The sequence below is a fragment of the Delftia sp. GW456-R20 genome (assembly GCF_001622915.1).
Lineage (GTDB): Bacteria > Pseudomonadota > Gammaproteobacteria > Burkholderiales > Burkholderiaceae_C > Comamonas > Comamonas acidovorans.
Genome location: NZ_LWCN01000004.1, coordinates 1,102,431 through 1,122,428, shown reverse-complemented (window position 1 = coordinate 1,122,428; position 19,998 = coordinate 1,102,431). Strand labels below are relative to the sequence as shown.

17 protein-coding genes and 1 tRNA gene are annotated in these 19,998 nt (G+C 66.2%); 7 read left to right on the top strand and 11 right to left on the bottom strand.

Annotation, left to right across the window (positions count from 1 at the left end; translation table 11 throughout):
- The first annotated feature begins 282 nt into the window (after positions 1–282).
- Positions 283–2,085, top strand: coding sequence for an NAD(P)/FAD-dependent oxidoreductase (locus tag A4F85_RS10430; RefSeq protein ID WP_063326537.1), 1,803 nt, complete (start codon positions 283–285; stop codon positions 2,083–2,085).
- A gap of 69 nt (positions 2,086–2,154) precedes the next feature.
- Positions 2,155–3,222, top strand: coding sequence for a 2,3-butanediol dehydrogenase (locus A4F85_RS10425; protein WP_013803056.1), 1,068 nt, complete (start codon positions 2,155–2,157; stop codon positions 3,220–3,222).
- Between the two features lie 127 nt (positions 3,223–3,349).
- On the opposite strand, the gene A4F85_RS10420 is transcribed toward A4F85_RS10425, so the two are convergent.
- Both A4F85_RS10420 and A4F85_RS10415 read right to left on the bottom strand, forming a co-directional pair.
- Positions 3,350–3,439, bottom strand: a tRNA-Ser gene (locus A4F85_RS10420).
- Positions 3,440–3,452: 13 nt separating this feature from the next.
- On the bottom strand, positions 3,453–4,424 hold the full coding sequence (locus tag A4F85_RS10415) for a LysR substrate-binding domain-containing protein (protein WP_063326536.1): 972 nt from the start codon (positions 4,422–4,424) through the stop codon (positions 3,453–3,455).
- A 185-nt stretch (positions 4,425–4,609) separates the two neighbouring features.
- Here A4F85_RS10415 and A4F85_RS10410 point away from each other — a divergent pair, with 185 nt between their 5' ends.
- The gene (locus A4F85_RS10410; protein ID WP_063326535.1) at positions 4,610–5,014 is read left to right on the top strand and encodes a tautomerase family protein; all 405 of its coding nucleotides are present in this window, start codon (positions 4,610–4,612) and stop codon (positions 5,012–5,014) included.
- Positions 5,015–5,059: 45 nt separating this feature from the next.
- Here A4F85_RS10410 and A4F85_RS10405 read toward each other — a convergent pair whose 3' ends face one another.
- Positions 5,060–5,977, bottom strand: coding sequence for an SPFH domain-containing protein (locus A4F85_RS10405; protein WP_013803054.1), 918 nt, complete (start codon positions 5,975–5,977; stop codon positions 5,060–5,062).
- Positions 5,978–6,077: 100 nt separating this feature from the next.
- Positions 6,078–6,503, bottom strand: coding sequence for an NfeD family protein (locus tag A4F85_RS10400; protein WP_012204811.1), 426 nt, complete (start codon positions 6,501–6,503; stop codon positions 6,078–6,080).
- Between the two features lie 149 nt (positions 6,504–6,652).
- Here A4F85_RS10400 and A4F85_RS10395 point away from each other — a divergent pair, with 149 nt between their 5' ends.
- Positions 6,653–9,280 carry an arginine/lysine/ornithine decarboxylase gene (locus A4F85_RS10395; protein ID WP_063326534.1) on the top strand — a complete coding sequence of 876 codons (2,628 nt, stop codon included), beginning with the start codon at positions 6,653–6,655 and terminating at the stop codon, positions 9,278–9,280.
- Between the two features lie 98 nt (positions 9,281–9,378).
- Here A4F85_RS10395 and A4F85_RS10390 read toward each other — a convergent pair whose 3' ends face one another.
- From A4F85_RS10390 to A4F85_RS10380, 3 genes are all read right to left on the bottom strand, one after another.
- Positions 9,379–10,434 carry a Bug family tripartite tricarboxylate transporter substrate binding protein gene (locus A4F85_RS10390; RefSeq protein ID WP_063326533.1) on the bottom strand — a complete coding sequence of 352 codons (1,056 nt, stop codon included), beginning with the start codon at positions 10,432–10,434 and terminating at the stop codon, positions 9,379–9,381.
- 145 nt (positions 10,435–10,579) lie between these two features.
- On the bottom strand, positions 10,580–11,827 hold the full coding sequence (locus tag A4F85_RS10385) for a CaiB/BaiF CoA transferase family protein (RefSeq protein WP_063326532.1): 1,248 nt from the start codon (positions 11,825–11,827) through the stop codon (positions 10,580–10,582).
- Positions 11,828–11,866: 39 nt separating this feature from the next.
- On the bottom strand, positions 11,867–12,820 hold the full coding sequence (locus A4F85_RS10380) for a hydroxymethylglutaryl-CoA lyase (RefSeq protein ID WP_063326531.1): 954 nt from the start codon (positions 12,818–12,820) through the stop codon (positions 11,867–11,869).
- A gap of 157 nt (positions 12,821–12,977) precedes the next feature.
- Here A4F85_RS10380 and A4F85_RS10375 point away from each other — a divergent pair, with 157 nt between their 5' ends.
- Positions 12,978–13,709, top strand: coding sequence for an IclR family transcriptional regulator (locus tag A4F85_RS10375; protein WP_063326530.1), 732 nt, complete (start codon positions 12,978–12,980; stop codon positions 13,707–13,709).
- 24 nt (positions 13,710–13,733) lie between these two features.
- Here the strand turns inward: A4F85_RS10375 and A4F85_RS10370 are convergent, their stop codons facing one another.
- The 4 genes from A4F85_RS10370 to fabI all read right to left on the bottom strand — a co-directional run bounded on the left by A4F85_RS10370 (position 13,734) and on the right by fabI (position 16,916).
- Positions 13,734–14,654 (bottom strand): ZIP family metal transporter, encoded by a 921-nt coding sequence (locus tag A4F85_RS10370; protein WP_012204817.1) that lies wholly within the window; start codon positions 14,652–14,654, stop codon positions 13,734–13,736.
- Between the two features lie 35 nt (positions 14,655–14,689).
- Positions 14,690–15,325: a superoxide dismutase gene (locus tag A4F85_RS10365; protein ID WP_012204818.1), complete on the bottom strand. Its 636-nt coding sequence runs from the start codon at positions 15,323–15,325 to the stop codon at positions 14,690–14,692.
- A 62-nt stretch (positions 15,326–15,387) separates the two neighbouring features.
- Entirely contained in the window at positions 15,388–15,840 is a 453-nt protein-coding gene (locus tag A4F85_RS10360) for a hypothetical protein (protein ID WP_231890521.1), read from the bottom strand.
- Between the two features lie 275 nt (positions 15,841–16,115).
- Positions 16,116–16,916, bottom strand: a complete 801-nt coding sequence (gene fabI / locus A4F85_RS10355; RefSeq protein ID WP_012204820.1) for an enoyl-ACP reductase FabI — start codon at positions 16,914–16,916, stop codon at positions 16,116–16,118.
- Positions 16,917–17,028: 112 nt separating this feature from the next.
- On the opposite strand from fabI, the gene A4F85_RS10350 reads away from it, so the two are divergent.
- Together A4F85_RS10350 and A4F85_RS10345 are read left to right on the top strand one after the other, a co-directional pair.
- The gene (locus A4F85_RS10350; RefSeq protein WP_043796336.1) at positions 17,029–18,858 is read left to right on the top strand and encodes an extracellular solute-binding protein; all 1,830 of its coding nucleotides are present in this window, start codon (positions 17,029–17,031) and stop codon (positions 18,856–18,858) included.
- Between the two features lie 96 nt (positions 18,859–18,954).
- Entirely contained in the window at positions 18,955–19,983 is a 1,029-nt protein-coding gene (locus tag A4F85_RS10345) for a microcin C ABC transporter permease YejB (protein ID WP_013803046.1), read from the top strand.
- The last annotated feature ends 15 nt before the right edge of the window (positions 19,984–19,998 follow it).

Genomic DNA, 19,998 nt, shown 5'->3' with positions numbered 1-19,998 from the left:
GATTCTGTGCCCTGCACGGTGCAGCGCCAATCAAGACTTACCCACTGCCCCTGCTGCGCTGCAGCACGCCTGGTGCGACAGGTGTCGCAGGGCTGCCCCACCTGTCGCGGGCGGCAACGCCGGGCAGCGGGGTGCAAGGCGCAGGGTTTGTACCGGAGGCGCGCAGGCAACCCCTTGATTTGCCTGGCGCATCCTGCCGCCGGGCCTGCCTGGCATGGTGATTGCGTAAGAGCGCCTGCCCGAAGAAAAACCAGCGGGCATGACCGCATCAAGGAGACAACCATGACCGATACGACGCCCAACGCCCGCGCCAAGGCGCTGCTTGACCAACTCAACCATGCCCTGGGAGACCGCGACTTCGCGGCCGCCAGCCGCCTGTTCGCCGACGAATGCTACTGGCGCGACCTGGTGCTGCTGACCTGGAACATCAAGACCATGGAAGGGCGCAGCCAGATCGCCGACATGCTGGCTGCGCAGCTGGACGCCGCGGCGCCCGTGCGCTTTTCGCTGGACGAGCGTGAGACGGTGGAGGAGGCCGATGGCGTGGTGTCCGCCTGGATCGTGATCGACACGCGCCATGCGCGCGGCGGCGGCCATGTCCGCATCAGGGACGGGCGCATCTGGACGCTGCTGACGGCCGCCCAGGAGCTCAAGGGCCATGAGGAACCCATGGGCACGCGCCGCCCGATGGGGGCCGAGCACGGCATCCGGCGTGGCCGCCAGACCTGGCTGGAGCGCCGCCAGCAGGAGGCCCAGGAGCTGGGCCGTGACAAGCAGCCTTTCGTGCTCGTCATCGGCGGCGGCCAGGGCGGCATTGCGCTGGGCGCGCGGCTGCGCCAGCTGGGGGTATCGCACATCGTCATCGACCGCCAGGCGCGCCCCGGCGACCAGTGGCGCAACCGCTATAAATCGCTGTGCCTGCACGACCCGGTCTGGTACGACCACCTGCCGTACATGCCTTTCCCGGACAACTGGCCCGTGTTCGCGCCCAAGGACAAGATCGGCGACTGGCTGGAGATGTACACCAAGGTGATGGAGGTCAACTACTGGCCCTCCACCGATTGCCTGAACGCCCGCTTCGATGAGGACAGACAGGAATGGGAAGTCACCGTGGAGCGCAATGGCGAGACGCAGGTGCTGCGTCCCAGGCATGTGGTGTTCGCCACCGGCATGTCGGGCAAGGCGAATGTGCCCAAGATCAAGGGCCAGGACGTCTTCAAGGGCGAGCAGCAGCACTCGTCCCAGCACCATGGACCGGACGCCTACGCCGGCAAGAAGGTGGTGGTGATCGGTGCCAACAATTCAGCGCATGACATCTGCGCGGCCCTGTGGGAGCACGGCGCCGATGTGACCATGGTGCAGCGCTCGTCCACGCACATCGTGCGCTCCGATTCGCTGATGGACATCGGCCTGGGCGACCTGTACTCGGAGCGCGCCGTGGCCAGCGGCGTGACGACCAGGAAGGCGGACCTGATCTTCGCCTCGCTGCCCTACCGCATCATGGCCGACTTCCAGGTGCCGGTGTACAACCGCATCCGCGAGCGCGACGCGGACTTCTACCGCAAGCTGGAGGCGACCGGCTTCATGCTGGACTTCGGTGATGACGACTCCGGCCTTTTCATGAAGTACCTGCGCCGCGCCTCGGGCTACTACATCGACGTGGGGGCCTGCGATCTGGTGATCGACGGCAGCATCAAGCTGCAGGCGGGCAAGCAGATCAGCCACCTGTCGGAAAACGCGGTGGTGCTGGCCGATGGCACCGAGCTGCCGGCCGACCTGGTGGTCTACGCGACCGGCTATGGCTCCATGAACGGCTGGGTGGCCGACCTGATCAGCCAGGAGGTGGCAGACAAGGTGGGCAAGGTCTGGGGCCTGGGCTCGGACACCACCAAGGACCCGGGGCCGTGGGAGGGTGAGCAGCGCAACATGTGGAAGCCCACGCAGCAAGAGGCGCTGTGGTTCCACGGCGGCAACCTGCACCAGTCGCGCCACTATTCGCTGTACCTGGCGCTGCAGCTCAAGGCGCGGCAGGAAGGCCTGCCAGTGCGTGTCTATGACCTGCAGCAAGTTCATCACCTGCGGTAAGGCCGAATAATCGCCATGGGGCGGCTGTGCCGCCCGCCAACCCAGCCTTGCAAAACAGAAAGTTCAATCATGAAAGCAGCACGTTTCTACGACCGGGGCGACATCCGCATCGAAGACATACCCGAACCCGTGGTGGAGCCCGGCACCGTGGGCATCGAGGTGGCCTGGTGCGGCATCTGCGGCACGGATTTGCATGAGTTCATGGAAGGGCCGATCTTCATTCCGCCCTGCGGCCATCCGCACCCCATCTCGGGCGAGTCCGCACCCATCACCATGGGGCACGAGTTCTCCGGCGTGGTGTACGCCGTGGGCGCGGGCGTCGACGATATCAAGGTCGGTCAGCACGTCGTGGTGGAGCCCTACATCGTGGCCGACGACGTGCCCACGGGGCCGGGCGACCACTACCACCTGTCCAAGGACATGAATTTCATCGGCCTGGGCGGGCGCGGCGGCGGGCTGTCCGAGCGGATTGCGGTCAAGCGCCGCTGGGTGCACCCGATCTCCAATGCCATTCCACTGGATCAGGCCGCGCTGATCGAGCCGCTGTCCGTGGGCCACCATGCCTATACCCGCAGCGGAGCGAAGGCGGGTGATGTGGCGCTGGTCGGCGGCGCAGGCCCCATCGGCCTGCTGCTGTCCGCCATCCTGAAGGCCAAGGGCCTGACGGTGGTCATCACCGAACTGAGCGCCAAGCGCAAGCAGAAGGCGCGTGAATCGGGCGTGGCCGATCACATCCTGGACCCCTCCGAAGTGGACGTGGTGGCCGAGGTGATGAAGCTCACCGGTGGCAAGGGCGTGGATGTGTCGTTCGAGTGCTCCAGCGTGAACAAGGTGCTGGACACGCTGGTGGCCGTGACGAAGGCCACGGGCGTGGTGGTGATCGTGTCCATCTGGAGCCATCCGGCCACCATCAACGTGCACAGCGTGGTCATGAAGGAGCTGGACGTGCGCGGCACCATTGCCTACTGCAACGACCACCAGGAAACCATCAAGCTGGTCGAGGAGGGCAAGATCAACCTCGAGCCCTTCATCACCCAGCGCATCCAGCTCGATGACCTGGTGGCGCAGGGCTTTGACACGCTGATTCACAACAACGAATCGGCGGTGAAGATCATCGTGCAGCCACGGCTCAGGTAGGCCGGGCGGCAGGCCTGAATCGAACCCGCTGCGATCAGGAGCGGGTTCGCCCGATTCCTGTCGTGCGGTCACACGCTGCACAAAGAAAAAAGCCCTTGATTGAATCAATCAAGGGCTTAGATCATTTTGGCGGAGAGGGCGGGATTCGAACCCGCGGTGGGGATTAGCCCACACACGCTTTCCAGGCGTGCGACTTAAACCGCTCATCCACCTCTCCGAAGACCGCGATTCTAGCATCGATTTTTGGGGGCTGCGGCGAAGTTGCCTGCCTGCGTGATCGGCACGCCTTGGACGGCTGGCACTTGCGGCATGGCCCGCACCTGCGCCTGCAGCCACGTGCACAGGGTGTCGAGCCGGGCAGGCGCGGCGGTGCTGCGGCGCAGTGCCAGGTAGCGGTAGCCGGAGGCCGTGAAGCCGAAGGGTGCCAGCAGGCGGCCGGCCTGCACGTCGTCCATCACCAGGTGCCAGGGAGCAACGGCTGCACCCAGGCCGCGCAGCGCCGCTTCCAGCGTGAAGTAGTAGTGCTCGTAGACGGGGCCTGCCGCTGCGGGCGGGGCCATGTCCATGGAGGTGGCCCACAGGTCCCAGGCATCGCGCCGGCCGCGCGTGTGCAGCAAGGGGAGGCTGGCCAGGTCCTGGGGCCGCGCGACAAGCCCGGCCATTGCGGGGGACATCACGGGGCCCAGGTATTCGTCGAAAAGCGGCAGGGCCATCTCGTCGCCTGCAATGGCTTGGCCGCTGTTGCCGCTGCTGTCGGTGGGGATGGCCGTGATGAGCAGGTCGCAGCCTTCGCGTGCAGCGTCGGTGCCGGTGTCCGTGGTGCGCAGGCGCACCTCGATGCCGGGGTGGTGCGCGTGGAAGTCGAACAGCCGGGGGATCAGCCATTTGACGGTGAAGGTGCTGAAGCAGGCCACGTCCAGCGGGCCTTCGTGGGCGTCGCCCAGGCTGCGCACCGCCTCCTGGATCTGCTCGAAGGCCTGGGTGAGCGCGGGCTGCAGGGTGCGCGCCGCTGCGGTGAGCGTGGGGCGGGCCTTGGTGCCCGCGAACAGCGCCAGGCCCAGGTGCTGCTCCAGCTGCCGTACCTGGCGGCTGACGGCGCCGGGCGAGACGCACAGCTCGTCTGCCGCCGCCGTCATGCGGCCCAGGCGTGCGGCAGCTTCAAAGGCGCGCAGGGCGGCCAGCGGGGGCAGGCGGCGGGTCATGGGTGGGGTCATGAGTCGGGTCACGGGCGGGTGGAGGCTATGTGAGTTCCAGGTACATAGAACCGGCCAAATCATCGCTTTTCAGGCAATGGGCCGGTGGATAGATTTGCCGCTTCGGCCGGCAATTCCTGCGTGGATTCTGGCCGGACTCTCCCTCTCCATTCGATCCCAAAGCACATAGCACCATGCCCTTCGTCCACACCTATCTGCCCCAGTCCACCTCCACTTCCCAGCGCGATGCCGTCGTGCAGGGCATCCACCAGGCGCTGGTGCAAGGCATCGGCATGCCCGAGGACGAGCTGTTCAACATGGTGCACCCCTACGCTCCCGGGCAGTTCGCGTTCAGCCGCAGTTTCAACGGGGTGGCGCGTTCGGATGCGGTGGTGGTGGTCGAGATCACCATGCGGCGCGGACGCAGCGACGCGATGAAGAAGGCCTTGTATGCGGCCATTGCGCGCAACCTGCACGAGGGGGCCGGGGTTGCGCCGGCCGATGTGTTCATCTTCATGCATGAGAACGACTACTCGGACTGGTCCGTGGGCCATGGGCGCTTCGCCATGGCACTGGTGCAGCAGACGGTCGCGCAATGAAAAACGGGCCGCGATGGCCCGTTCTTCGTGGGGTTCCGGCGGGTCTCAGCTGGTGCGCTGCCCGGTCTGGATCATCTTCATGGCCGAGGTGATCAGGCTCGATACCTCGGTCATGTTGCTGGGAACGATCAAGGTGGTGGTGGCGTCCGATGCCACCTGGCTGTAGGCCTCGACGGCCTTTTCGGCCACCTTGAGCTGCACGGCCTGTTCGCCGCCGGGCTGGCGGATGGCGGTGGCCACGCGTTCGATGGCCTGGGCGGTGGCGTCAGCCACGGCCTTGATGGATTCGGCCTCGCCCTGGGCCTTGTTGATGACGGCCTGCTTCTCGCCTTCGGAGCGTGCGATGAAGGCTTCGCGCTCGCCGGTGGCGATGTTGATCTGTTCCTGGCGGCGGCCTTCGGAGGCAGCGATCAGGGCGCGCTTTTCGCGTTCGGCCGTGATCTGGGCCTGCATGGAGCGCAGGATTTCGGCGGGCGGCGTCAGGTCCTTGATTTCATAGCGCAGCACCTTCACGCCCCAGTTGAGCGCGGCCTCGTCGATGGCCGAGACGATCTGGGCGTTGATCATGTCGCGCTCCTCGAAGGTCTTGTCCAGTTCGAGCTTGCCGATCACGCTGCGCAGCGAGGTCTGGGCCAGCTGGGTGACGGCCATGATGTAGTTGGACGAGCCGTAGCTGGCGCGCATGGGATCGGTGACCTGGAAGTAGAGGATGCCGTCCACCTGCAGCTGGGTGTTGTCGCGCGTGATGCAGACCTGGCTGGGCACATCCAGCGGGATTTCCTTGAGGCTGTGCTTGTAGGCCACGCGATCCACGAAGGGCACGAGGAAGTTCAGGCCCGGCGTGAGCGTGCCGGCGTACTTGCCAAGGCGTTCCTTGACCCAGGCGTGCTGCTGGGGCACGACCTTGACGGATCGTGCGATGAAGATGGCCGCGATGACGGCGATGACGATGGCGATTTCCATGGTGTCTCCAAGCCCGGAGGGCATTCAGTGAAACAAGAGGGTGAGGCGAAGGGGCGCGAGGACTGCATCCCCAGGTGTGCGCAAGAGGTGCAGCGGTGGCTCAGAGCTTGTCCACGAGCAGCCGGTTGCCGACGACCTCGGCCACGCGGTGCATGCCGGCCGAGGGCAGGTTGCCCGGGCGGCCGATCACGGTCCATTGGGCGCCACGGTAGCGGACCTGGGCCGTGCCGTCGGAATTCCATTGCTCGACCATGACGGACTCGCCTATGTCGAGGTTGACATCGCGGTTGCTCGATGCCGGCTGGCGGCTGGGCTGGCGGCGGCGCACCAGATAGCAGGCCAGCACGAAGGCGCTGCCCAGCGCGGCGGCGATGATGATCTGTGCAATGGGCGCCAGGCCCGCATGCGCGCACAGCGCGCCGACGATGGCGCCCAGCGCCAGCATCAGCAGATAGAAGCTGCCGGTCAGCAGCTCGGCGATGACCAAGGCGCCGGCGACTAGCCACCAGATGGTGGAATATTCCATGCGTGAGACTCCCTTTGTGACAGTTGCTTGTGTTTAGTGCAGCACATTCTGGGTGAAAATCCGCACGCTTCAAAGGCGCAATAAGGATATTCCTTACACTTCGCGCCTGTTTCGTTTTTTGGCCCGCTCAGGTTACGGAGGCTGCCCCCATGAAGTTTCGCTTTCCCATCGTCATCATCGACGAGGACTACCGCTCCGAGAACACCTCGGGCCTGGGCATCCGCGCCCTGGCCCAGGCCATCGAGGAAGAAGGTTTCGAGGTGCTGGGCGTGACCAGCTACGGCGACCTGTCGCAATTCGCGCAGCAGCAAAGCCGGGCCAGTGCCTTCATTCTGTCCATCGATGACGAGGAGTTCTCGCTGGGCGATGGCGGAACCGATCCCGTGATCCACAGTCTGCGCAGCTTCATCGGCGAAGTGCGCCGCAAGAACGCCGATGTGCCGATCTACATCTACGGCGAGACCAAGACCAGCCGCCACCTGCCCAACGACATCCTGCGCGAGCTGCACGGCTTCATCCACATGTTCGAGGACACGCCGGAGTTCGTGGCCAAGCACATCATCCGCGAAGCCAAGAGCTACCTGGAAGGCGTGCAGCCGCCGTTCTTCAAGGCGCTGCTGGACTATGCGGAAGACGGCTCCTACAGCTGGCACTGCCCCGGACACTCGGGCGGCGTGGCCTTCCTGAAAAGCCCCGTGGGCCAGATGTACCACCAGTTCTACGGCGAGAACATGCTGCGCGCCGACGTGTGCAACGCGGTGGAGGAGCTGGGCCAGCTGCTGGACCACAACGGCGCCATCGGCGAGAGCGAGCGCAATGCCGCCCGCATCTTCAATGCCGACCATTGCTACTTCGTGACCAACGGCACGTCCACGTCGAACAAGATCGTGTGGCACCACGCCGTGGCGCCCGGCGACGTGGTGGTGGTGGACCGCAACTGCCACAAGTCCATCCTGCACTCCATCATCATGACGGGTGCGATTCCGGTGTTCCTCAAGCCCACGCGCAACCACTTCGGCATCATCGGCCCGATCCCGCAAAGCGAGTTCTCGGTGGAGTCCATCCAGGCCAAGATCGCGGCCAATCCGCTGCTCAAGGGCGTGGATGCCAAGACGGTCAAGCCGCGCGTGCTGACGCTGACGCAGTCCACCTACGACGGCGTGCTCTACAACACCGAGACCATCAAGAGCATGCTGGACGGCTATGTGGCCAACCTGCACTTCGACGAGGCCTGGCTGCCGCACGCGGCCTTCCACCCGTTCTATGGCAGCTACCACGCCATGGGCAAGAAGCGCGCGCGCCCCAAGCACTCGGTGGTGTATGCCACGCAGTCCATCCACAAGCTGCTGGCCGGCATCAGCCAGGCCTCGCATGTGCTGGTGCAGGACAGCCAGACCGAAAAGCTGGACCACCACCTGTTCAACGAGGCGTACCTGATGCACACCTCGACCAGCCCGCAGTACAGCATCATCGCCAGCTGCGACGTGGCCGCCGCGATGATGGAGCCGCCCGGCGGCACGGCCCTGGTGGAGGAGTCCATTCTGGAGGCGCTGGACTTCCGCCGCGCCATGCGCAAGGTGGAGGACGAGTTCGGCGACGACGACTGGTGGTTCGAGGTCTGGGGCCCCGAGAAGCTGGCCGATGAAGGCGTGGGCTCGGCCCAGGACTGGATCATCCGCGGCCATGACGCGGCGCCCAAGCGCTCCAAGGCCAAGAACGGCAAGGAGTTCGACAACTGGCACGGCTTCGGCGAGCTGGCCGACGGCTTCAATATGCTGGACCCGATCAAGTCCACCATCGTGACGCCGGGCCTGGACCTGGACGGCGATTTCTCGGACACGGGCATCCCCGCCTCCATCGTGACCAAGTACCTGGCCGAGCACGGCGTGGTGGTGGAGAAGACGGGCCTGTACTCGTTCTTCATCATGTTCACCATCGGCATCACCAAGGGCCGCTGGAACACCATGCTGACGGCGCTGCAGCAGTTCAAGGACGACTACGACCGCAACCAGCCGCTGGCGCGCATCCTGCCCGAGTTCTGCCAGCAGCACCGCCGCTACGAGCGCATGGGCCTGCGCGACCTGTGCCAGCACGTGCACCAGCTGTACGCCAAGTACGACATCGCCCGCCTGACGACCGAGATGTACCTGTCGGACCTGCAGCCCGCCATGAAGCCCACCGATGCCTACGCCCACATCGCGCAGCGCAAGACCGAGCGCGTGGAGATCGACCACCTGGAAGGCCGCATCACCGTGGGCCTGGTCACGCCGTACCCGCCCGGCATTCCGCTGCTGATTCCCGGCGAAGTGTTCAACCGCAAGATCGTGGACTACCTGCTGTTTGCGCGCGAGTTCGCCAAGGAGTGCCCAGGCTTCGAGACCGACATCCACGGCCTGGTGGAACTGCAAGGCGAAGATGGCGAAGTGCGCTACTACGCCGACTGCGTGGCCGGGACCGCGCCGGCCCGCAAGACGCCGGCAGGTGGCAAGCCTGCTGCGAAGAAGGCCGTGAAGATTGCAGCCAAGCCTGCGGCCAAGGCAGCCGCCAAGACAGCTGGCAAGGCAGCCGCCAAGACAGTTGCCAAGGCAGCCGCGAAACCGGCAGCCAAGCCGGCCGCCAAGCTTGCCAAGGCCCCCGTGGTCAAGGCGCCTGCCAAGCGCCCCGCAGCGCGCAAGGCGCAGCCCGCCGCGCCTGAAGTCGGCACGGCAGCCAAGCCTGCACGCGGCCGCAAGATGGTGCAGGTGGGGGACGATGGCCCCTTCGGCCGCACGATCTGATTGCCGGGCCGGCTGACGGCCCATAAAAAAAAGGCGCGGGTCCCGAAAGGGGCTCCGCGCCTTTTTCATTGCGCCGCTGCGGCGTTGTTATTCCGTGGTCACTCCAGGCGTATCTTTGCGTCGCGGATCAGCGCGGCCCAGTCCGTCTGTTCCTTGAGCAGGTATTGGGCCGCATCCTGGATGCTGCCGCCCAGGGCCGTGCTGCCCTCGGCCTGCAGTTGCTGCTGCACGGCGGGCTGCTGCAGGGCCGCGTTCACGGCGGTGTTCATCTTCTGCACGATGGCAGCCGGCGTGCCCTTGGGCGCGACGATGAGCTTCCAGTCCACGGCCTCGAAGCCTGCATAGCCCGACTCGGCCACGGTGGGCACCTCGGGCAGGATGGGCAGGCGCTTGGCCGAGGTCACGGCCAGGGCGCGCAGCTTGCCGCCCTTGAGCAGCGGATAGACGGCCTGGGGCGTGCCGAACATGTAGTGCGTCTGCTTGCCCAGCAGGTCGGTCACGGCCGGCGCTGCGCCCTTGTAGGGCACGTTGAGCACCTGGATGCCGGCCTTGAAGGCCAGCATCTCGCCGGCCAGGTGGCCTACCGTGCCCGTCGATGCCAGGCCCTGGCGGATGCCGCCCGGGTCGGCCTTGGCGGCCTTGACCAGGTCCTGCACCGACTTCCATGGCGAGTCCTGCGGCACGACCAGCACCGTGGGCTGGGCAGCGACCAGGGCCACGGGGATCAGGTCGGTGCGCGGGTTGAAGGGCATGCTGGGCAGCAGGGCGGGGTTGATGGCGAGGTTGGCGGTCTGGCCCATGCCGAAGGTATAGCCATCCGGCGCGGACTTGGCCACTGCGTCCAGGCCGATGTTGCCGCCCGCGCCGGGCTTGTTGTCCACGACCACGGTCCATTTGTTCAGCGTGCCCACGCGCTCGCTGATCTGGCGCGCGACCGCGTCCGTGCCGCCGCCCGGCGTGTAGGGCACGACCATGCGCACGGCGCGTGAGGGCCAGTGGTCAGGCTGGGCCTGGGCCGCCAGCGGGAGCAGGACGGCAGCCAATGCAGGCAGGGCGCACAGCAGCAACTGGCGGCGCGGGGCGGAACAAGGGCGGGCCTGGGTCTGTGTCTGTGTCCGGTTTCGGGCGGTCGGGTTTCGGTGGATGGCAGGCATGGTGTTGTCTCCGGGAATTTTTGGGAAAAGGCCTCCCCGCCGGGCGCGCGGCAAGCGTCGTCCGGTGTGGGGTGGATGGGGTGCAAGGTTGCAGGGGCGCCGCGCGCCGGGTGGACGGCGGCGCCTTCAGTGGCTCAGCCTGGCTTCAGTGGGAAGCCTTGGCGTTGCTGTCGGTGGTGTCGCCCCGGGCCAGGGCCAGGGCCTGCTCGCTGCTGTAGCCCAGGGCGGTGAGGATCTCCAGGCTGTGCTCTCCCAGACGCGGGGGCGACAGGCGCACGTCCAGGCGCTTGCCGTCCAGCGTGAAGGGCAGCAGCACGGTCTTGGTCTCGCGGCCATCGGGCAGGGTGATGGGAGCCAGCGCGCCCGTGGCGTTCAGGTGCGGGTCTTCCAGCAGGTCCTGCGGGCGTGCGATGGGCGCGAAGGGCAGGCCGTTCTTCTCGAAGATCTCCGCAATGTGGGCGGCGCTGTGCGGGGCCATCTTCTCGCGCAGCAGCGGCATCAGCCAGCTGCGCGCCAGCACGCGGTCGTTGTTGCTGCCAAGGCGCGGATCGTCGCGCAGCTCGCCCAGGCCGAAGGCGTCGCAGAACAGGCGCCAGGCGCCATCGCTGACCACGGCCAGGAAGATCTGCTCGCCGTCCCGGACTTCGAACACGTCGTAGATGGCCCAGGCCGAGATGCGTGCCGGCATGGGCGCGGCCGGCTTGCCGGTGACGGCGAACTGCATCATGTGCTGGGCGACCAGGAAGATGTTGTTCTCGAACAGCGCGCTTTGCACTTCCTGGCCGCGCCCGGTCTTCTCGCGCTGGGCCAGGGCAGCCATCGCGCCCATGGCGCCGAACATGCCGCCCATGATGTCGTTGACGCTGGCACCGGCGCGCAGCGGGTCGCCGGGGCGGCCCGTCATGTAGGCCAGGCCGCCCATCATCTGCACCACTTCGTCCAGCGCCGTGCGGTGCTCGTAGGGGCCGGGCAGAAAGCCCTTGTGGCTCACGTAGATGAGGCGCTCGAAGCGGTCCTTGAGGCTGTCGTAGTCCAGGCCCAGCTTGCGCATGGTGCCGGGCTTGAAGTTCTCGCAGACCACGTCGGCCGTGGCGATCAGGCGCAGCGCGGCCTGCTTGCCTTCCTCGGTCTGCAGGTCCAGCGTCAGGCTTTTCTTGTTGCGGTTGAACAGCGGGAAAAAGCCCGAGCCCGAGCCCAGCAGCTTGCGCGTGGCATCGCCGTCGCGGCCGTGGCCCACGGGCTCGATCTTGATGACTTCGGCGCCCAGATCGGCCAGCATCATGCCGCAGGACGGGCCCATGACCATGTGGGTGAACTCGACCACGCGGATGCCTGCGTAGGGCAGTGGCGCGGTCTGGCCTGCGGCCGTGTCGGGGGTAGTGGGTTGGCTCATGGAAAAACGGTGAATGAATATGTGGGTTGTCGCTGCGGCTCAGGCCGGTGCGTAGATGCGGGGCACAAAGCCCTTGGGCAGGCCGGCCAGCGGCGTCATGCCGTGCAGTTCCTCGCCGGGCAGGCCTGCGGCCAGGGGCTGGCGGGCGGCGATCAGGCGATCGATGTCCACGCCGGTGCTAATGCCCATGGCCTCGAACATGAAGACCAGGTCTTCGGTGACCACGTTGCCCGAGGCGCCGGGCGCATACGGGCAGCCGCCCAGGCCGGCCAGCGAGGCATCGAAGGTGCGCACGCCGGCCTCGTAGGCGGCCAGGCAGTTGGCCAGGCCCAGGCCGCGCGTATTGTGCATGTGGGCCGCGCCTGCATGTTCGCCCAGCTCGGCGCGCAGCCGTGTGAACAGGCGCCGCACCTGGGCCGGGTTGGCCATGCCCGTGGTGTCGGACAGGCCCGATTCATCGGCGCCCGCCGCCGCGCAGGCCAGGGCCAGTGCAATCACTTCGTCCTCCGGCACCAGGCCCTGCAGGGTGCAGCCGAATGCCGTGGAGATGCCCGCCTCGATCAGGGCCTGCGGCGCGATCTCGTCGCGCAGCGCGGCAATCGCCCGCACCTCGTCCACCATCTGCATGGGCGTCTTGCGCACATTGGCCATGGAGTGCGCGGGGCTGGCCGAGACGGGCAGCGTGACCTTGTGGGCGCCGGCGCGCAGCGCGGCCTCGGCGCCCCGCAGATTGGGGGCCAGGGCCATCACGGTGACGCCCGGCAGGGTGATGGCCTGGGCGACCACCTCGGCCGCGTCGGCCATCTGCGGCAGCAGCTTGGGCGAGACGAAGGAGCCGACTTCGATCTCCTGCAGGCCTGCATGGGCCAGCGCGGCGATCCAGGCATGCTTGTGCGCCGTGGACATGGTGGAGGCCACGGACTGCAGGCCATCGCGCGGGCCGACTTCGCTGATGAGTACGTCAAAACGGTGGGAGGACATGGGCAGTTGCATCCGGTGGTGGGTGTCGATGGTGGCGGATTCACCTGTTGACATCGGGGTTCTGTGTGGTTCTAATAGATAGAACTGTATTCTCTCTATTGAAATATTCCCTGCTGCACGCGCCATCGTCAAGCCTGCGTGCCTGGGGTTTTCCCTTGGGTGCCTTTTTATGCCTCGCAAATCAGTGACGGAATCGGTGGCCGACGAGAACGCCGCGCCGGGCGGCGTGGCGGCCGTGGACAGGGCCTTGAGCCTGCTGGCAGCGTTTCGCGACGGCGACGACGGGCTGACGCTGGCCCAGTTGTCGGAGCGCACGCGCCTGTACAAGAGCACCGTGCTGCGGCTGCTGGCCTCGCTGGAGCATGGCGGCTGGGTGCTGCGCATGGATGACGGCCGCTACGCCGTGGGCCCGGCCGTGGCGCGGCTGAACACCGTCTATGCCCGGCATTTCTCGCTGGACAGCGTGGTCATGCCCGTGCTGCGCACCCTGGTGCAGGCCACGGGCGAAAGTGCGGCCTACCACGTGCGCCAGGGCCAGGACCGGCTGTGCATGTACCGAGTGGATTCGCCCCATCCCGTGCGTGACCATGCGCGCACTGGTGATCTGCTGCCGCTGGGCCAGGGCGCAGGCGGGCGTGTGCTGTCAGCGTTTGACACCGAGCTGTACGCCGCATCGCGCGGCGGCAGCCGCACACAACTGGCCCGTGTGCGTGCCGATGGCTACTGCGCCATGGTGGGAGACAGGCACCGCGAGATCGCCGGGATTTCTGCCCCTGTGTTCAAGCGCGATGGGGAATTGGCAGCGGCGCTGACACTGACCATGCCAGCTCACCGCTATGAAGAGCGCCACGCCCGCCATGTGCTGGCGGCGGCGCGGGAACTGGGGCTTTTGCTGCCCTGAGCCAGGCGTGCGCGGTGCGCTGGCTCAGCCCAGGGCGGTGTCCAGCACCATCATCAGCACAAAGCCCAGCATGAGGCCGCCCGTGGCAAAGGCTTCATGGCCCTTGCGGTGCGACTCGGGAATGATCTCGTGGCTGATCACGAACAGCATGGCGCCCGCTGCAAAGCCCAGTCCCCAGGGCAGCATGGCTGCCGAGCCGCTCACGATGGCTGCCCCCAGCACGGCGCCCACGGGCTCCACCAGGCCGGAGGCCATGCCCAGCAACACGGCAAAGCTGCGCTTGTAGCCTGCGGCCAGCAGGGCCACGGCCACCACCAGGCCTTCGGGCACATCCTGTATGGCAATGCCCGTGGCCAGCGCATTGGCGCGCAATCCGTCGTTGCCCGCATAGCCCACGCCGATGGCCAGGCCTTCGGGCAGGTTGTGCAAGGTGATGGCGAAGACGAACAGCCAGGTGCGCTGCAGCTTGCGCGCGCCTTGCGGGTCCAGGCCTTCGCGGCCCTTGATGAAGTGCTCATGGGGCAGGAGCCTGTCCATGAGCATGAGGGCGGCACCGCCCATCAGGATGGCCGAACCTATGACCCCGCCAGCCGCCCAGCTGCCGCCACCGAACAGTTCCTGGGTGCGCACGGCCTCCAGTCCAGGCAGGATCAGCGAGAAGGCGCATGCGGCCAGCATGACCCCGGCGCCAAAGCCGAACAGGGTGTCCTGCGTGCGCTCGGACAGGCGCTGGGACAGCATCACGGGCACGGTGCCCAGTGCGGTCGCCAGCGCGGCGGCCGAGCCTCCGGCCAGGGCCTGGAAGACCACCGGATGGTTCTGGGCGTAGGCCCAGAACTGGCTGGTGAGCGCCCAGGCGCCGGCCATCATGATGGCCAAGCCTATCCACAGGCGGATGTTGGACCGTACGCTGGTCTTGGAGCGGAAGCGTTGTGGCAGATCCATGCTGGTCGAGGTCAGAGGTTGGCGTTGCGGACCGTTCAGCCGCGTGCGGCGGCGTAGCGGCGGGCCACTTCGGCCCAGTTGACTACGTTGTAGAACGCCGCGATGTATTCAGGGCGGCGGTTCTGGTACTTGAGGTAGTAGGCGTGTTCCCACACGTCCAGGCCCAGGATGGGGGTGGCGCCGGAGCCGATGCCTGCCATCAGCGGGCTGTCCTGGTTGCCGCTGCTTTCCACGGCCAGCTTGCCGTCCTTGCCCACCACCAGCCAGGCCCAGCCGCTGCCAAAGCGCGTGAGCGCGGCCTGGGTGAAGGCGGCCTTGAAGGCATCGAAGCCGCCCAGTTCACGGTCAATGGCCTGTGCCAGTTCGCCCGAGGGAGCACCGCCGCCGCCCTGGTCCACCGGGGCCATCACGGTCCAGAACAGGCTGTGGTTGGCGTGCCCGCCGCCGTTGTTGCGCACGGCACCGCGAACGCCTTCGGGCAGCAGGGACAGGTCGGCGATCAACTGCTCCACGGGCTGGCTGCCGTGCGGCGTGTCCTTGAGCGCGGCATTCAGGTTGTTCACATAGGCCTGATGGTGCTTGGTGTAGTGGATCTCCATGGTCTGCGCATCGATATGGGGCTCCAGCGCGTCGTAGGCGTAGTTCAGGGGAGGCAGGGTGTAGTTGCTCATGTGGTTTCTTTCAGGGACTACGGGGAAAAAATCGGTGCGTTGCGATGTCTGTGCGGCTGCAATCAATGCGCCAGCCGGGGTGGCAGGGCGGTGGCTGTGCAGTCGAAGACGCGGGCCGAGGCCTGAAGCGCCGCATCGATGCGGGGCTGGCCGCCGTGCTGGCGCTGCCACTGCAGCAGGGCTGAATGGGTTTCGCGCATATGGCGCCAGGCGGCGCTGCACACGGCGGCCGCATGGTGGCGCGCATCACCGAGGGCCAGCAGGCCCTGGTGCGCCTCGCACAGGTATTCGATGGCCAGTGCGGGCTGCTGGCGCAATGCCAGCAACTCGGCCAGGTTGTGGTGGGAGACCACCCAGGCGGCCATGCAGTGATCGGCGTGTTCCGCCAGCAGCGGGCCGGCGATGAGGCGCTGCGCCACATGCAGGGCCTTCATCTGCATGGCGAGCGCGCTTTCGATCTGGCCTGCATGGAAATGCCCATGGGCGCGGCGCGCCAGCTGTTCCCATTGATTCAAGGATGCTTCGGAGGGTGCCGGGACGGGAGAGGGCAGACTGAGGTCAGAGGTTGCTTGCATATCTGCTGGCTCCGAGGTTTTCAGAGGTTCTTTGATATTGATCTGAGAATTGTATTATTCATGAGAATCATTCTCATTCAAAGCAAAAATGACCGTATGCAATCCGATGTGTATTTCCTTTCGTGCATCGGCAGGATGCGGATGCCTGGATTCCAGGCGAAAAAAAGCCCCGCAGGCGGCAATGCCTGCGGGGCGGGTCGCAGTCTGGCGGTGACTTAGACCTGGTCGGCCGACAGGCCTGCGGTCTGGCTGAAGCCACCGTCCACGTAGGTGATCTCGGCCGTCACGCCCGAGGCGAGGTCCGACAGCAGGAAGGCGGCCACATTGCCCACGTCCTCGATGGTCACGTTGCGGCGCAGCGGCGATGCATCGGCCACGCGGCCCAGCAGCTTGCCGAAGTCCTTGATGCCCGAGGCGGCCAGGGTCTTGATGGGGCCGGCCGAGATGCCGTTGGCGCGGATGGCGCGGCCGTCTGCCGTGCGGCCCACGGCCTCGGCCAGGTAGCGCACCGAGGCTTCCAGCGATGCCTTGGCCAGGCCCATGGTGTTGTAGTTGGGGATGGAGCGCAGGGCGCCCAGGTACGACAGGGTCAGCAGCGAGGACTTGTCGTTGAGGTAGGGCAGGGCCGCCTTGGCCATCGCGGGGAAGCTGTAGGCGCTGATGTCGTGCGCGATCTTGAAGCCTTCGCGCGACAGGCCGTCCAGGAAGTTGCCGGCGATGGCCTCGCGCGGCGCAAAGCCGATGCTGTGCACGAAGCCGTCGAACTTGCCCCAGGTCGCGCCCAGGTCGGCGAACAGCTTGTCGATCTGGGCATCGTCTGCCACGTCGCAGTCAAAGATCAGCTTGGAGTCGAATTCGGCGGCGAACTCGGTGATGCGGTCCTTGAAGCGCTCGCCCACATAGCTGAAGGCCAGCTCCGCGCCCTGTGCATGGCAGGCCTTGGCGATGCCGTAGGCGATGGAGCGGTTGGACAGAACGCCCGTGATCAGCAGTTTTTTACCGGCGAGAAAGCCCATTGTTGTTCTCCAGAGAAAGTGAGTGGAAGTGCGCACCAGCTGGCGGCGACGGCCGGGGCCCGCGTCAGCGTTTGCCAGCGGAAGGGCTGGCTGCGTGGTGCAGAATTGTCGCATGCGCCATTGGATGATTTCTTCGCTGCTGCTGGCCTCGGCGTGTGTGCCGGCCTGGGGCTCGCATGCCTATGCCCTGTGGGGCGAGCCCCGCTATGCCGAGGGCTTCAGCCATTTCGACTATGTCAACGCCAAGGCTCCCAAGGGCGGCGAGCTGCGCCTGGTGAGCAATCTGCGCATCTCCACCTTTGACAAATACAACCCGTTCACCATCAAGGGGTCGTCGCCCGCCTATCTGGCGGAGCTGATGTTCGACACCTTGCTGTGGCCCTCGCTGGACGAGACCGCCACCGGCTACGGATTGCTGGCCGAGGATGTGCAGGCCGCGGCCGACGGCCTGTCCGCCACATTCCGGTTGCGGCCCCAGGCACGCTTTCACAACGGAAAGCCCGTGCTGGCCGCCGATGTCAAGTTCAGCTATGACACGCTGGTGGGCCCGCATGCACTGCCCGGCTACAGAACGCTGTTCTTCGATGTGGCGGGCGTCGATGTGCTGGACGAGCGCACCGTGCGCTTTCGCTTCAAGCAGCCGAACCGGGAATTGCCGCTGACCGTGGGAGCCATTCCAGTGTTCAGCCGCGACTGGGGTGTGGAAAACGGCAAGGCCAAGCCCTTCGACCAGGTGGTGACGGACACGCCCATCGGCAGCGGGCCCTACAAGATAGGTCCCGTGCGATTCGGCAAGGACATCACCTATGTGCGTGACCCGGACTACTGGGGCCGCGACCTGCCTGTGCGCGTGGGCACGGCCAATTTCGATCGCATCTCCGTCAAGATCTACCGCGACAACACGGCGAGGCTGGAGGCGCTGAAGGCCGGGGAGTTCGACCTCATGCGCTTTTACAGCGCTGGTGACTGGGCGCGTCGCCTGTACGGCAAGCGTTTCGACCGGGGCGAGCTGGTCAAGGGCGAGTTCAGCAACAAGCTGCCATCGGGATTCCAGAGCTATGTGCTCAACGTGCGCCGGCCTGTGCTGCAGGACGTCCGGGTGCGCCGCGCCCTGGGCCTGGCCATGGACTACGAGTGGATGAACCGGCAGATGTTCTACGGTTCCTACCAGCGCGTGCGCGGGCTGTTCGGCAACACGGCCTGCGAGACCCATGGCGAGCCCTCGCCCGAGGAGCTGGCGCTGATGGAGCCCTTGCGCAAGAGCATTCCGCCGGAGGCCTTCGGCCCCATGGCCGAGCCGCCGCGCACCGATGGCGACAGCTCGTTGCGCGGAAATCTGCGCCAGGCGCGGCAATTGCTGGCCGATGCCGGCTGGACCATTCAGGATGGCGTGCTGCGCAACGCGCGGGGCCAGGCCATGGAGCTGGAGTACCTGGACAGCAGCGAGTCGGGCATACGCCAGGTCTCGCCCTGGATACGCAATCTGGAAAAGCTGGGCATCCGGCTGCGCTTTCGCTCGGCGGACTTTGCGCTGTACCAGCAGCGCGTGGAGAAGTTCGACTACGACATCATCTCCATCGCCTACCAGGGCACGAACAATCCAGGCCAGGAATTCGCCGACCTGTTCGGCAGCCAGGCGGCGGCAACCGAGGGTTCCGGCAATTTCCCCGGCGTGAAGAACCCGGCGGTCGACGCCATGATCCGCCGCATGACCGAGGCCAAGACAGAGGCCCAACTGTTGCCTGCCTGCCACGCACTCGAACGCATCATCACGCACGGCCACTACCTGATTCCGCAGTGGAGCGCGGGCACGCACCGCATGGTCTACGACTCCTGGCGCCTGGTGCGACCGGCCGTGGTTCCGGCCTATGCGAAGGGCGAGAGCTGGGCCATGGACACCTGGTGGGCCCGCATGCCGGTGCTGACCGCGCCGCCTCCATGAGCCGGCGTTGCGGCTGTGTCGTTGCGATCCGTTGCATGATGAGGGCGTCCCCCGGCCGGGGCCCCTCCCTGCAATGGACATAATGCAAGACTTCTTATGTGGGCCTACATATTCAAACGCTTGCTGCTGATGGTGCCGACCCTGCTGGGCGTACTGCTGCTGACCTTCGTGGTCGTGCAGTTCGTGCCCGGTGGCCCGGTCGAGCAGTATCTGGCCGAGGCCAAGGCCAGCGTGGGCCGTGGCGGTGAGGGCGGTGGCCTGGCCTACCGTGGCAACCAGGGGGTGGACCCCCAGCGCATAGAGCAGATCAAGGCCCTCTACGGCTTTGACAAGCCGGCCCATGAGCGCTTCTTCCAGATGCTCGGGCAGTTCGCGCGGTTCGACCTGGGGCGCAGTTTCTTTCAGAACAAGGATGTCTGGCAGCTGATCAAGGAGAAGCTGCCGGTCTCGGCCAGCCTGGGACTGTGGACCTTTTTCATCAGCTACCTCGTTGCCGTGCCGCTGGGCATTGCCAAGGCCGTGCGGGCCGGCTCGCGGTTCGACTTCGCCACCACGCTGCTGATCCTGGTCGGCTATGCGATTCCGGGTTTCGTGCTGGGCGTGGCGCTGTTGGTGATCTTTGGCGGCCAGTTGCAGTGGTTTCCGCTGCGCGGGCTGACTTCCTCCAACTGGGACGAGCTGTCCTGGGGCGCGCGCATCGTGGACTATCTCTGGCATATCGCGCTGCCGGTGACGGCCATGGTGGCGGGCAGCTTCGCCATCACGGCCATGCTGACCAAGAATGCCTTCCTGGAGGAGATTCGCAAGCAGTACGTGCTGACTGCGCGTGCCAAGGGCCTGTCCGAGCGGCAGGTGCTCTACCGCCACGTGCTGCGCAATGCGCTGATCCCCATCGTCACCGGATTTCCGGCCGCCTTCATCGGGGCCTTCTTCACGGGCTCGCTGCTGATAGAGACGCTGTTCTCGCTGGACGGCCTGGGCCTGCTCAGCTATGACAGCGTGATTCGGCGCGACTATCCCGTGGTGCTGGGCACGCTGTATCTGTTCACGCTGATCGGCCTGGTGACCAAGCTGGTCAGTGACCTTTGTTATGTGTGGGTGGATCCGCGTGTACGGTTTGATTGAGCACCCCCTGAACGG